Origin of the sequence: Micromonospora vinacea, assembly GCF_015751785.1 — a bacterium.
Taxonomy (GTDB): Bacteria; Actinomycetota; Actinomycetes; order Mycobacteriales; family Micromonosporaceae; genus Micromonospora; species Micromonospora vinacea.
Window position 1 is genome coordinate 7,253,776 of sequence record NZ_JADOTY010000001.1, and the last position, 12,850, is coordinate 7,266,625.

Sequence of the window (12,850 nt, forward strand, 5' to 3'; positions counted from 1 at the left end):
GACGGCCGGCCACCCCCGCGAGGGGATGACCGGCCGCCGATTCGGGTGGCTCAGGCCACGCCGAGGTACGCCTCCTTGACCGACGGATCGTGCAGCAGGTCCTGACCGGACCCCTCCTTCACGATCTGACCGGTCTCCAGCACGTAGCCGCGGTGTGCCCGCGACAGCGCCTGCTGGGCGTTCTGCTCCACCAGCAGGATCGTCGTGCCCTGCTGGTTGATCTCGGTGATGATGTCGAAGATCTGCCGGATCACCAGCGGGGCCAGGCCCATCGACGGCTCGTCGAGCAGCAGCAGCTTCGGTCGGCTCATCAGCGCCCGACCGACCGCGAGCATCTGCTGCTCGCCGCCGGAGAGGGTGCCACCGGCCTGCTTGCGCCGCTCGGCCAGCCGCGGGAAGAGGGTCAGCACCCGCTCCAGGTCGGAGGCGATGCCGGCGGAATCCCGCCGGGTGTACGCCCCCATGTCCAGGTTCTCCATGACCGTCATACCCGGGAAGATCTGCCGTCCCTCGGGCGACTGACACAGCCCCCGGACCACCCGCAGGTCGGCCCGGAGCTTGCTGATGTCCTCGCCGTTGAACGTGATCTTGCCTTCGGCCAGTGACCGGGTCCCGGAGATGGCCCGCATGGTGGTGGTCTTACCGGCGCCGTTCGCGCCGATCAGGGCCACCACCTCACCCTCGTTGACGGTGAGGCTGATCCCGTGCAGCGCCTCGATCCGGCCGTACGCGACGGCGACGTTCTCCAGCTCAAGCAGCGTCATCGGCGGGCTCCCCCAGGTACGCGGCGATCACCTTCGGATCGCGGCTGACCTCCGCGGGCGCACCCTCGGCGATCTTGCGGCCGAACTCCAGCACCACGATCCGGTCGGTGACTCCCATGACCAGGCGCATGTCGTGCTCGATGAGCAGGACGGTCAGGCCCATGTCACGGATCTTGCGGATCAGGGTGAGGAGCTCCTCCTTCTCCGCCGGGTTGAAGCCGGCGGCCGGCTCGTCCAGGCAGATCAGCTTCGGCTCGGTGGCCAACGCGCGGGCGATCTCCAACCGACGCTGGTAGCCGTACGGCAGGTTGCGCGCCTCGTCGTTGGCCCGGTCGGCGATCCCGACGAAGCGGAGCAGCTCGAGCGCCTTGCTCTCGGCCGCCCGCTCCTCCAGGATGTGCCGGGACAGGCCGAAGATCTTGGCGGCCGACAGGCGCACCTGCTGCCAGGTCCGGACGATCCCGGACGCGGCGGTGACCTGCGGCAGCTCCTCCGGCTTGGGCCGCACCCGGTAGAGCCGGAACAGCGCACCGGGCACGCTCGTCTTGTGCCGGGAGTCCGTCCCGACCATGACGTTCTCGAGCGCCGTCATCTCCGGGAAGAGCCGGATGTTCTGGAACGTCCGGGAGATGCCCAGCTGGCTGATCTGGTGCGGCTTGCGACCGGTCACCTTCTGGCCGCGGAACCGGACCGCGCCGGAGGTCGGCTTGTAGACCCCGGTCATCACGTTGAAGCTGGTGGTCTTGCCGGCACCGTTCGGCCCGATGAGGCCGAGGATCTCGCCCTCGTAGATCTGGAAATTGATCTTGTCGAGGGCGACCACACCGCCGAAGCGGAGCGTGACGTCGTCGACTTCGAGCAGTACCGTCCGGGGACCCGCCTGCGTCGGGATCTTCGGCGTGGTGGTGCTGGTGGACTGGTCAGACATGAGCGGGCGCCTCCTCTGCCTCTGCCGCGCGGTCCTTCAACTCGCGGGCACGCCGCCGGCTCGGGACCAGGCCCTGCGGACGCAGGATCATCACCAGCACCATGGCCAGACCGAAGACCAACCACCGGTAGTCGGCGAAGTCGCGGAACCGCTCCGGCAGGTACGCCAGCAGCACCGCGCCGAGCGAGACTCCGATCATGTTGCCGGAGCCACCGACCACCACCATGGCCACGAACAGGATGGACAGGTTCGCGTTGAACTGGGTCGGGTCGATGAACGCGTTCCGGCTGCCGAAGAGGAAGCCCGACAGGCCACCGAGCGCCGCACCGATGGCGAACGCCCAGAGCTTGAACTTGAACGGGTACACGCCCATCACCGCTGCGGCGTCCTCGTCCTCCCGCACTGCCAACCACGCCCGGCCGACCCGGCTGTGCTCCAGCCGACGGACCAGGAACACCATGATCAGTACGAACGTGATCGCCAGCCAGTACCAGGGCTTCGCGTCGATCAGACCGAAGACCTTGTTGTCCGGCGACGGCGCACCCTCGGGACCGGGGATGGCCGAGATGCCGACCGGGCCGTTGGTCAGGCCGGTGGCGTTACGGGCCACGATGCGGATGATCTCGCCGAAGCCCAGTGTCACGATGGCCAGGTAGTCACCGCGCAGCCGCAGCGTCGGCCAGCCCAGCAGCACCCCGGAGATCATCGTCAGCACGATCGCGATGAACAGGCAGATCGCCCAGGTCACCGCCCAGGTCGGCGGCAGGTTGAACTCCTGCTGGATCCACTTCACCACCGGCGAGTTCACCGAGCCGAACAGCGCCACGCTGTACGCCCCGATGGCGAAGAAGCCGATGTAGCCCAGGTCGAGCAGGCCGGCGAGACCCACCACCACGTTCAGGCCGATGGCGACCAGCACGTAGATGGCACAGACGAAGAGCACACCCGCCCAGTTGTTACCGCCCTCGATCGAGTCGGTACGCAACCAGGTCAGGCCCGGAACGCCAAGCAGTGGAAGGTAGTAGAGGATCGCCACGAAGGCGGCGAGCCCGAGGGCCTGCTGCCACTTCGTCAGCGCCCGCCAGCGGTCGCCGATGGAGGTCAGCATGCCGACCCGACGGCGGTCTGCGGAGCGAATCTTGTCGATCATGCGCGGGCCCTCCCGAGCGACTCACCCAACAGGCCGGTGGGCCGGAACATCAGCACCACGATCAGCACCACGAAGGCGATGACGTCCTCCCAGTTGGAGGCGAAAAGCGTGGCGCCGTAGACCTCGACGATGCCGAGGAAGAGACCACCCAGCAGCGCACCGCGCAGGTTGCCGATGCCACCGAGCACGGCGGCGGTGAACGCCTTCAGGCCGAGCACGAAGCCGATGCTGTTCTGGGTGAAGCCGAACCGCATGCTCCACAACAGCGCGGCGGCGCCGGCCATGATGCCACCGAGCACGAAGATCAGCATGATCACGCGCTCCTGGTTGACACCCATCAGCGCAGCGGTCTCCGGGTTCTGGGCCACCGCCCGCACACCCCGGCCGTACCGGGTGCGGTTGATGAACCAGTCCAGCAGCGCCATCATCACCACGGCCGCGACGAAGACGATCACTTGAATGTTCGTGATCGCGGTGTTGCCGATGGTGAACAGGGTCTCCTGCTGGATGATCGTCGGCATGCCGACGATCTGCCGGGGCCGGCCGAACACATCCGGCAGCGCGCCACCGAGCAGCTTGGGCAGCACCTGCCCGAAGAGCTCCACGAAGACCAGCGACAGACCGATCGCGGTGATCAGGAAGATCAGCGGCGGAGCGTTCTTGCGCCGCAGCGGCCGGTACGCGACCCGCTCGAGCGCCAGCGCCGTACCGCCCGAGGCGACCGCCGCGACGATGAGGCCGAGCACCAGGAACAGGATCGCCTGGCCGATGGGGGGGTTATTTTTCACACCGAGCTGGTTCCACAGGATCAGCACCGAGAAGGTGCCGACCATGAAGACCTCGGAGTGTGCGAAGTTGATCAGACGAAGGACGCCATAGACGAGTGTGTAGCCAAGGGCGATCAGGGCGTAGATGGCGCCCTTGGAAAGGCCATCGACCGTGTGCTGGCCGAGATGACCGATCAGTTCATCGAAATGCACCGGGGGTCTCCTTGAATCGAGTGCGGCCGGGGTGAAACACCCCGGCCGCACTCCATTTCGTGGGCGTCAGCTGAGCTTGAGCTCCTGCAGCGCCTCGATAGCCTCGCCCTTGATCTGGTACGCCCAGATGACGACCTTCGACGGGTCGACGTCGCCCTTGGAGTCGAACTTGATGTACTTCGACACACCCTGCTTGTCGTACGACTTCACGAACGCCAGGATGTCCGCGCGGCTCTTCTTGCCAGCCTTGAAGGCGTCCAGGTAGATCGTCGCGCCGTCGAAGCCCTCAGCGCCGTAGGAGCCCGGCGGGATGCCGTACTCCTTCTGGAAGTCGGCGGAGAAGGTGCCGCCGGCCTTGTCGGCCGGGAGGCACGGGCAGGTGATGATGGCACCCTCGGCGCCGCCGGAGGCACCCTTCGGGAACGCGGTGTCGTAGAGACCGTCCGGGCCGACGAACTTGGCCTGGACACCAGCGGCACGCATCTGCTTCACCAGCGGAGCGGCCTCACGGGTGTAACCGCCGTAGAAGACGAAGTCGGCCTGCGCGGACTTGATCTTGGAGATGGTGGCGTCGAACTGCGCCTGCCGCTCCTGGATCTTGTCCTTGTTCACGACCAGCGGGCCGAGCTGCTTGCCCAGCTCCTCGGTGATGCCCGCGCCGTACGCGCTGGCGTCATCGATCATGAAGACCTTCTTCGCGTTCTGGGTCTTCATGTAGCTGGCCACGGCACCGGCCTGCGTGCCGTCGTGACCGACGACCCGGTAGAAGGACGTGTTGCCCTTCTGGGTCAGGTCCGTGCGGGTCGCCGACGGGCTGACCATCGCCAGGCCGGCAGCCTGGTAGATCGGCATCGTCGCGTCCGACTCACCGGAGAAGTGACCACCGATGACACCGAGGAACGAATTGTCCCCCGCGATCTGGTTCGCGAACGGGGTCGCCACCGCAGGGTCACCCTGGGTGTCGAACTCCTGCATGGTGACCTTGCAGTTCGGGTTCGCCGCGTTGAACTGCTTCACGGCCAGCTTCGCGCCGTTCAGCGACGGGATCACCAGACCCGCGTTGTCACCCGTGAACGCGCCGAAGATCGCAATCTTGCCACCGCAGTCACCCGACGCGGTCCCACCGTCGCCGCCACCGGAATCCTGGCAACCAGCCGCAACCACCAGGGTCGCGGCGAGCGCCACGGTGCCCAGCGCCCGTACATAGCTTCGCCTCACGGCTTCCTGACCTCCTCGAGATGCGGACGCGACTGACCCGAAGAGACGGCGACAGCAGCAAACCCGCAATTCCACCCACCCCGCAGGGACTCCCCCTGCGTTACGGCTCGTGATGGCGGAGCGTACCGACACGACATACCGTCCCGGAAGGCCTGAAGGCTGGGTCTGCGAAACCGTTACGAAGACGTGGGCAATCATGTCGATGTCCGTAACAGGTGAATCCGCCAGACGGTCCTTAAATCCACGCCCGGTCGAAGTCCGCCCGCACCAACCCGGACCGCCTGCACCCTGACAAAATGCCGACTGACCTGCGGAAACGCCCGCGCGGGTCACACACCGGGGGTGCAGCGCCACAGCACCGTCGACGTTCAGGCGCCCGGGCCGGCCGCCCACCACAACCCGGCGCGCGTGCCGTCGTCCGCCGCCAACCACCACCGGTCACCCACCGCCACCAGCGTCACATCCCGATCAACACCCGCCGGCACATCGAGTGGCATCGTCGCCTCCCGCCACGACCCACCCCGATCGGTCGACACCCACACCGAATGCCGCGCCCCATCCATCACCGCGGCGAACAGACTGCCCCCGGACGACACCAGCGACCCCACCCCCGGCACCCCGGCCCCAGCCCGCCGCCCGAACGCCCCGACAGCCAGCCAACCCGACGTCTCCTGCCGCCACGCGCCGAACGTCCCCCCACGCAGCCCGACCGCCACCGGCACGCCGTCGGCCAGCACCACCCGCTGCATCTCCTCGTACTCCGACCCGCCCGGCAACACCGTGCGCCGCCACGACCGCCCGTCCGGCGACGACCACGCTGCCGGGTCCCGGTCGATCCGGCCAGCCGGCAACAGACCACCCACCGTCAGCCACCCCGACGACGTCGCCACCGCGTCGAACGCCCAGGTCACCCCCACCGCGTCACTGGCAAGCTCCGGCGCCCCCTCGACCAGCGCGAACTCCGCCGCGTCCGGCGAACCCACCCAGGACGCGGCACCCGCCGACCGGTTACCGACTATCAACCAACCCTGTGGACCGGCCGCCAGCCGGGACACGTTCACCGCCGTCGGCCCGCCATACGTCTCGAACGACGCCTGCACCTCGACAAGCGCGCCATCGGCCACCTGCCGCCACGTGCTCACCCGCGGATAACCGTGCGCACCACCGACCTTCGCGCCGATCAACGCCACCCGACCATCGCGGCAGGCCGCCGACAGGAACACGTTCTGCCGTCCGTAGAAGGAATCCGGACGCACCGGCAACACCGTCCACGTCGTACCGTCCACGCTGGTCCAGGCCGCCGGACGGGTGCCGCCCTCGGCGTCCAGGACGCCACCGACCACGAACCACCGACCCGCGCACGACGCCGCGTCCCGCACCAGCGGACGGCCCGGGCCACCCGGCGGCGCCGGCAACGTCAGCGGCTGCCAACCCGGCCGCAGCGGTGGCGCGGCGGCGGTCGTCGACCCCGCGTCGCTCGGCGCGGCCGGCCCGTCGCACCCGGCAAGCAGCAGCACGAAGAGGCCGAACACCGCGATCACCCGTCGGACGGACACCCGTCGATGCTAACCACCACACCCCGCGCACGGTGGCCCCGCGCAGCCCGTTGTCACCAGGAGCGCTCAGACCGTCGGCTGCTGCGACACCTCGCCGCCGGCGGTCTCCGCGAGGATCCGCTCGGCGACCTCTTTCATGGTCATCCGGTGATCCATCGCCGTGCGCTGGATCCACTTGAACGCCTGCGGCTCGGTCATCCCGTACGTGGTCATCAGCGCGCCCTTGGCGCGCTCCACCGACTTACGGATCTCCAGGCGGTCGGTCAGGCTCGCGACCTCCGCCTCCAGCGCCGCGACCTCCGAGTAGCGCGACAACGCGATCTCCACCGCCGGGACCAGGTCGCTCTTCTGGAAAGGCTTCACCAGGTACGCCATCGCGCCCGCCGCCCGCGCCCGCTCCACAAGGTCACGCTGGCTGAACGCGGTCAGAATGATCACCGGGGCGATCCGGGCACCGGCGATGCGCTCGGCGGCGGCCAGCCCGTCCATGATCGGCATCTTGATGTCGAGGATGACGAGATCGGGCTTCAACTCCTCGGCGAGGCGCACGGCTGTCTCGCCGTCACCGGCCTCCCCCACCACCTCGTAACCCTCTTCGACAAGCATCTCGGCGAGGTCCAGCCGGATCAGCGCCTCGTCCTCGGCGATCAGTACGCGCCTGCGCTCGGCATCCGTCGGCATCTCAGCCACCAGCCCTACCCCCACCAGTCGGAACCCAACACCCGCCCAGCCGGGTGTCACCGCCCTCAGCGTAGTAGGTAACCTATGGGAGGCCACCAGAGCATTCGGCCAAGCGTCCCCGTATTCCAACCGGCAGAGAAGCGGAGCTCAAACCTCCGACAGTGTGGGTTCGAATCCCACCGGGGGCACCAAACTTGTCGTACGGCTGTTCCAAAATCGTGCTGTGCACCCACCTGAACTGCGCCTACGAGCACGGCAGCAGCACCTCGCCGGCAGCACGGTCGCTGAGGTCGCCCGACGACTGAGACTTCCCTATCCGACCGTCCGCGGCTGGTGCAGGGGGCAGGCTGAGCCACAACAGCAGGGCACCGAGTCCCGTTGCTTCCGCTGCCGGCCCAACGTCAACATTCAGACAGATCCGTCTTCATACCTATACCTGCTCGGCCTCTACCTGGGCGACGGTCATCTCGTCACGTCCGCCCGGGTCCCGGTGCTTCGCATCGCCTGCAGCGACAGCTGGCCAGGCCTGATCGACGCCTGTGACGCCGCTATGCGAGCGGTGCTAGCCGCGAGGGTGCAGCGCGTCCGGCAGGTCGGCTGCGTCAGCGTGCAAAGTTCCGGCAAGCACTGGCCGTGTCTGCTCCCCCAGCACGGCCCTGGCAAGAAACACGAACGCCCAATCATCTTGGCCGACTGGCAGCGCGATCTCGTGACGGCACACCCGGGCGACTTCCTGCGCGGGCTGTTCCACTCCGACGGCTGCCGGTTCGCCAACCGGGTGACCGTGCGCGGCAGGGCGTACGTCTACCCGCGCTACATGTTCGTCAACGAGTCGGCCGACATCATGGGGCTCTGCCAGTGGAGCCTCGATCTGCTCGGCGTCGACTGGCGGATGAGCCGACGCAACGCGCTGTCGGTGGCGCGACGCGACGCGGTCGCCACGGTGGACCGGCACGTCGGCCCCAAGTCCTGACCTGACGCTCAGGCGCGGGCCATGGCTGGCGCGCCGATGAAGTCCATGATCGCCTTGTTGACCTCGTCGGCGTGCGTCCACGGGATGCCGTGCGGGGCGCCCTTGAGGGTGACGAGCTTGCCGTTGGGCAGCATCGGGGCGAGCCGCTGGCCGGTGACCGGGTAGGGCAGTACCGCGTCCTGGTCACCTTGGACGATGAGGATCGGCACGTCGATACGGGGCACGTCGGGGCGAAAGTCGGTGGAGATGGCGTCGATGCACTGGTACGTGGCGCTCGCGGAGGCGAGCCGGCCGATGGCCCAGTGCGCCCGGAACGCTTCCTCGCTGACCTGCTTGCCCTTGGTCTTGTCGTAGTTGAAGAAGCTGGTGCAGAAGGCGGTGAGGTAGGCGAACCGGTCCGCGAGGACGGCCTGCTTGAAGCCGTCGAAGACGCTTCCGTCGACCCCTTCGGGGTTGTCCGAGGTCTTGCGCAGGAACGGGGCCAGGGGGCTGAGCAGCACTCCACGACTGACCCGGTCCGAGCCGTACCTGCTGAGGTAGCGGGTCACCTCACCGGTGCCCATCGAGTGACCGACGAGGATGGTGTCGCGCAGGTCCAGCTCGGTCATCAGGGTGTCGAGGTCGGCGGTGAAGGTGTCGTAGTCGTACCCGGTGTCCGGTTGGCTGGAGGCGCCGAATCCTCGGCGATCGTAGGTGATCACGCGGTAGCCGGCGTTGAGCAGCGGGTTGGCCAGCTTCTCCATCGTGGCGCCGTTGAACGGGAAGCCGTGGATGAGCACGACCGGCTGACCGGAGCCGTGGTCCTCGTAGTAGATGTCGATGGCGGTGTTGTTCTCGGTGCCCACGGTGATGAACGGCACGTTCGTCTCTCCCTGCCGGTTTGGTGGTGTCGGTCGGCGGGGCTTTCCCCAGCCGTCGGCGGTCATGCCGATCGTGGGAGCCTGCGAGGACGCGAGTGGCGAGGGTGACGACAGGGGTGGAATCTGATGAGGGTGGTTGTCTTCGGTGCGACAGGGATGGTCGGTCAGGGCGTGTTGCGCGAGTGCCTGCTCGCCGATGACGTGCGGGAGGTGCTGACTGTCGGTCGGCGGCCGACCGGCCGGCAGGATCCGAAGCTGCGGGAGTTGACGGTCGCGGACGTCGGCGAGTTGGACGCGGTGCGCGCCGAGTTGACCGGGGTCGATGCGTGTTTCTACTGCCTGGGGGTGTCCTCGTTGGGTCTGGACGAGGCGGCGTACACGCGGGTCAGCTACGACTACCCGATGGCGGCGGCGCGGTTGTTCGCGGAGGTGAGCCCGCAGGTCACGTTCGTCTACGTCTCGGGTCAGGGGACCGATTCGTCGGGTCAGGGTCGGGTGATGTGGGCGCGGGTCAAGGGGCGTGCCGAGAACGCGGTCATGGATCTACTGCCCAACGGTTACGCGGCGCGGCCGGGGTTCATCCAGCCGACATACGGGGCGGTGTCGAAGACGGGGTGGTACCGGTTCGGGTACGCGGTCACCCGTCCGCTGTTTCCGGTGCTGCGTCGGTTGCTGCCGAACCAGGTCACCACCACCGATGGGATCGGTAGGGCGATGTTGCGGGTGGCCCGGGAGGGTTCGCCCGTGCGGGTGTTGGGCAATCGCGAGCTGCGCTGAGGGTCAGGCGATCGTGTCGAGGGCGTGGGCGAGGTCGGCGCGCAGGTCCTCGGGGTCTTCGAGGCCGACGGCGAGGCGCAGCAGGGCGGCGGCGGGTTTGGCGTCGCCTTCGACCGGCCGGTGGGTGAGTGAGGCGGGGTGCTGGATGAGGGTGTCGACGCCGCCGAGGGAGACCGCGTGGGTGATGAGGCGGCAGGCGCCGGCGACGGCGGCCGCAGCGGGCGCGCCGCCGTGTACCTCGAAGGCGAGCAGGCTGCCGGGTCCGGACATCTGCCGCCCGACCAGCGCCGCCGGGTCGTGCACCGAGGGGTGGTGCACCCGGTGTACGGCGGGGTGGTCGGCGAGCCAGCCGGCGAGTTTCTCGGCGGTGGCCTGTTGGGCGCGGACTCGCAGCGGCAGGGTTTGCAGGCCGCGGTGCAGCAGGTAGCCGCCGAGGGGGTGCAGGATCGCGCCGGTGACGGCGCGGACCTGGCGTAGTCGTACGGCCCAGGTGTCGTCGCAGGCGACGACACCGGCGAGGACGTCGCCGTGCCCGCCGATGCTCTTGGTGGCGCTGTGCAGGACGAGGGTGGCGCCGTGCCGGGCGGGTTGTTGCAGTACGGGGGTGGCGACGGTGTTGTCGACGAGCAGTGGGATGTCGCCGGCCGCGGCGGCGAGGGCGGCGATGTCGACCAGGTCGACTGTGGGGTTGGCGGGTGTCTCGACGATGACCAGTGCGGTGTCGGGGCGGATGGCGGTGGCGACCTCGTCGGGGCGCGTCCAGGTGACTGTGGTGCCGAGCAGGCCGGTGGCGAGGATGTGGTCGGTGCCGCCGTAGAGGGGGCGGACGGCGACGACGTGTCGGCGGTCGTCGCGGGCGGCGGCGAGCAGTGTGGCGGTGAGGGCGGCCATTCCGCTGGCGAAGGCGACGGCCTGGGTGGTGCCTTCCAGTTCGGCGAGGGCGGTTTCGAAGCGGGCGACGGTGGGGTTCCAGAGCCGTTGGTAGACGGCGCCGCCGTCGGTGGGGAGGGTGCCGCCGGTGGCGAGTTGCTCGTACGCGGCGCCGCCGTCGTCGACGGAGGGCAGTGGGTTGGTGGTCGACAGGTCGATGGGTGGTACGTGCACGCCGAGGGTGCGGAGGTCGTCGCGGCCGGCGTGTACGGCCCGGGTGTCCATCGTTGTCATGGCGGTAGCGTCGAACATCCGGCCGCCGGTGGGCAATGGTTCGGCAGATCATTCTGTGAGTCGGGTTGGTTTCCGTGTTCGGTTCGGGTGAGGATGGCGCAATGCCCCCTGAGTCGAATGATGTGCGGCCGTATCCGGCCCTGGACGAGGTGGACCGCGCGATCCTGACCGAGCTGGCGGCGGACGGCCGGCTGCCGAACAACGCCCTCGCCGAGCGGGTGGGCGTGGCGCCGTCGACGTGCCTGACGCGCACCCGGGCGCTGCGCGAGCGTGGTGCGATCCGTGGTTTCCACGCCGAGGTGGATCCGGCGGCGCTCGGCCTGCCGTTGCAGGCGTTGGTGTCGGTGCGGTTGACAGCGCACGAGCGGGCGGCGGTGGACGCGTTCCGGGCCCGGTCGGTGCGGCTGCCGGGGGTGGTGTCGGTGTTCCACGTGGCCGGCGCGGAGGACTACGTGCTGCATGTGCGGGCGGCGTCCGGTGACGCGTTGCGGGACTTCGTGCTGGACCACCTGGCGGTGGACCCGGTGGTGCAGCACACGCAGACCAGTCTGATCTTCGAGCAGGCGCGCGGGATGGGTTGAGCGGCGGGTGAGGTGGCAGACGAAAACCCGTATGCCGGAACAAAACCGGCCGGCGACGGGTTGGCTGACCGTGTGATCACCGTACCGTTGTCTGTTCTTGATCTTGCTCCGGTCGCCAAGGGCACCACCGCTGGCGCGGCGTTGCAGGCCACCACCGAGCTGGCCCGCCGCACCGAGGAGTTCGGCTACCACCGGTTCTGGGTGGCCGAGCACCACAACATGCCGGCGATCGCCAGCTCCGCCCCCGCGGTGCTGCTGGCGCACCTTGCGGCGAACACCTCGACGATCCGGTTGGGGTCGGGAGGGGTGATGTTGCCCAACCACGCGCCGCTGGTGGTGGCCGAGCAGTTCGGCACCCTGGAGGCGCTGCACCCCGGTCGGATCGACCTGGGCATCGGGCGGGCGCCGGGCACCGACCAGGTGACCGCGCTGGCGTTGCGGCGCACCATGGAGGGCCTGTCGGCGGAGGGTTTCCCGCGCGAGCTGACGGACCTGATGAACTACTTCAGCGGGGAGAAGCCGGGGCAGATCATCGCCACGCCGGGTCGCGGTGAGCAGCCGGCCGTGTGGCTGTTGGGCTCCAGCGGTTTCAGCGCCCAGCTCGCCGGCCTGCTCGGTCTGCCGTTCTCCTTCGCGCACCACTTCAGCTCGCAGAACACCCTGCCGGCGCTGGCCCTGTACCGGCAGAACTTCCGGCCGTCGCAGTGGCTGGACAAGCCGTACGCGATGGTGGCGGTCAACGCGGTGTGCGCGGAGACCGACGAGCGGGCCGAATGGTTGGCCGGGCCGAGCGCCCTGTCGTTCCTGAAGTTGCGCTCCGGGCGGCCGGAGCCGCTGTCGACGCCGGACGAGGCGGCGGCGTACCCGTACTCGGAGGTCGAGCGGGAGTTCGTCGTGGCGCGCCGTGACGGTCAGGCGATGGGCTCGCCGGAGACGGTGCGTCGACAGCTGACCGAGTTGGTGGAGCGCACCGGTGCGGACGAGCTGATGCTGACCACGCTGGTGTACGACGTGAAGGACCGGGTGCGGTCGTACGAATTGATCGCCGAGCAGGTGGCGGGCGGTCTACGCCGGACGGCGTGAAACACGATCTTCACGTCAGCGTCACCCCGCCGACCCGGACGGTGCCTAATGTTGGTTCCGGTGGTGGTACGGCATTCCCGGTCGGGACGGGTTGGGAATGCCGCGGTGTGGCGCACCGGGCCGGAGCTGAGCGGA

13 protein-coding genes and 1 tRNA gene are annotated in these 12,850 nt (G+C 68.7%); 5 read left to right on the forward strand and 9 right to left on the reverse strand.

The features are described from left to right. Positions 1 to 50: 50 nt before the first annotated feature. The 7 genes from IW249_RS33670 to IW249_RS33700 all read right to left on the reverse strand — a co-directional run bounded on the left by IW249_RS33670 (position 51) and on the right by IW249_RS33700 (position 7,286). The gene (locus IW249_RS33670; RefSeq protein WP_196924460.1) at positions 51 to 764 is read right to left on the reverse strand and encodes an ABC transporter ATP-binding protein; all 714 of its coding nucleotides are present in this window, start codon (positions 762 to 764) and stop codon (positions 51 to 53) included. Beyond that, positions 751 to 1,692, reverse strand: a complete 942-nt coding sequence (locus IW249_RS33675) for an ABC transporter ATP-binding protein (protein ID WP_231392765.1) — start codon at positions 1,690 to 1,692, stop codon at positions 751 to 753. The genes IW249_RS33670 and IW249_RS33675 overlap by 14 nt, the downstream gene beginning before the upstream one ends. Beyond that, on the reverse strand, positions 1,685 to 2,842 hold the full coding sequence (locus tag IW249_RS33680; RefSeq protein WP_196924461.1) for a branched-chain amino acid ABC transporter permease: 1,158 nt from the start codon (positions 2,840 to 2,842) through the stop codon (positions 1,685 to 1,687). The genes IW249_RS33675 and IW249_RS33680 overlap by 8 nt, the downstream gene beginning before the upstream one ends. Then, positions 2,839 to 3,822: a branched-chain amino acid ABC transporter permease gene (locus tag IW249_RS33685; protein ID WP_196924463.1), complete on the reverse strand. Its 984-nt coding sequence runs from the start codon at positions 3,820 to 3,822 to the stop codon at positions 2,839 to 2,841. Before IW249_RS33685 ends, IW249_RS33680 begins: the two co-directional genes overlap by 4 nt. A 66-nt stretch (positions 3,823 to 3,888) precedes the next feature. Beyond that, the gene (locus tag IW249_RS33690) at positions 3,889 to 5,040 is read right to left on the reverse strand and encodes a branched-chain amino acid ABC transporter substrate-binding protein (protein WP_196924464.1); all 1,152 of its coding nucleotides are present in this window, start codon (positions 5,038 to 5,040) and stop codon (positions 3,889 to 3,891) included. A 368-nt stretch (positions 5,041 to 5,408) separates the two neighbouring features. After that, positions 5,409 to 6,596, reverse strand: a complete 1,188-nt coding sequence (locus IW249_RS33695) for a hypothetical protein (RefSeq protein WP_196924466.1) — start codon at positions 6,594 to 6,596, stop codon at positions 5,409 to 5,411. Between the two features lie 66 nt (positions 6,597 to 6,662). Beyond that, the gene (locus tag IW249_RS33700; protein WP_130402813.1) at positions 6,663 to 7,286 is read right to left on the reverse strand and encodes an ANTAR domain-containing response regulator; all 624 of its coding nucleotides are present in this window, start codon (positions 7,284 to 7,286) and stop codon (positions 6,663 to 6,665) included. 105 nt (positions 7,287 to 7,391) lie between these two features. Between IW249_RS33700 and IW249_RS33705 the strand changes: the two genes are divergently transcribed. Further along, a tRNA-Leu gene (locus IW249_RS33705) sits at positions 7,392 to 7,468 on the forward strand. 518 nt (positions 7,469 to 7,986) lie between these two features. Next, entirely contained in the window at positions 7,987 to 8,250 is a 264-nt protein-coding gene (locus tag IW249_RS34660; RefSeq protein ID WP_231392766.1) for a hypothetical protein, read from the forward strand. Positions 8,251 to 8,258: 8 nt separating this feature from the next. Here the strand turns inward: IW249_RS34660 and IW249_RS33715 are convergent, their stop codons facing one another. Next, positions 8,259 to 9,110 (reverse strand): alpha/beta fold hydrolase, encoded by an 852-nt coding sequence (locus IW249_RS33715; RefSeq protein WP_196924468.1) that lies wholly within the window; start codon positions 9,108 to 9,110, stop codon positions 8,259 to 8,261. A gap of 126 nt (positions 9,111 to 9,236) precedes the next feature. Here IW249_RS33715 and IW249_RS33720 point away from each other — a divergent pair, with 126 nt between their 5' ends. Beyond that, the gene (locus IW249_RS33720) at positions 9,237 to 9,887 is read left to right on the forward strand and encodes an NAD-dependent epimerase/dehydratase family protein (RefSeq protein ID WP_196924470.1); all 651 of its coding nucleotides are present in this window, start codon (positions 9,237 to 9,239) and stop codon (positions 9,885 to 9,887) included. A 3-nt stretch (positions 9,888 to 9,890) separates the two neighbouring features. Here IW249_RS33720 and IW249_RS33725 read toward each other — a convergent pair whose 3' ends face one another. Then, complete coding sequence (locus IW249_RS33725; protein WP_196924472.1) at positions 9,891 to 11,069, reverse strand: trans-sulfuration enzyme family protein; 1,179 nt, start codon at positions 11,067 to 11,069, stop codon at positions 9,891 to 9,893. A gap of 83 nt (positions 11,070 to 11,152) precedes the next feature. Between IW249_RS33725 and IW249_RS33730 the strand changes: the two genes are divergently transcribed. Together IW249_RS33730 and IW249_RS33735 are read left to right on the forward strand one after the other, a co-directional pair. After that, positions 11,153 to 11,632 (forward strand): Lrp/AsnC family transcriptional regulator, encoded by a 480-nt coding sequence (locus tag IW249_RS33730; RefSeq protein ID WP_196924474.1) that lies wholly within the window; start codon positions 11,153 to 11,155, stop codon positions 11,630 to 11,632. 72 nt (positions 11,633 to 11,704) lie between these two features. After that, positions 11,705 to 12,715: an LLM class flavin-dependent oxidoreductase gene (locus tag IW249_RS33735; protein WP_307788795.1), complete on the forward strand. Its 1,011-nt coding sequence runs from the start codon at positions 11,705 to 11,707 to the stop codon at positions 12,713 to 12,715. Positions 12,716 to 12,850: the final 135 nt, after the last annotated feature.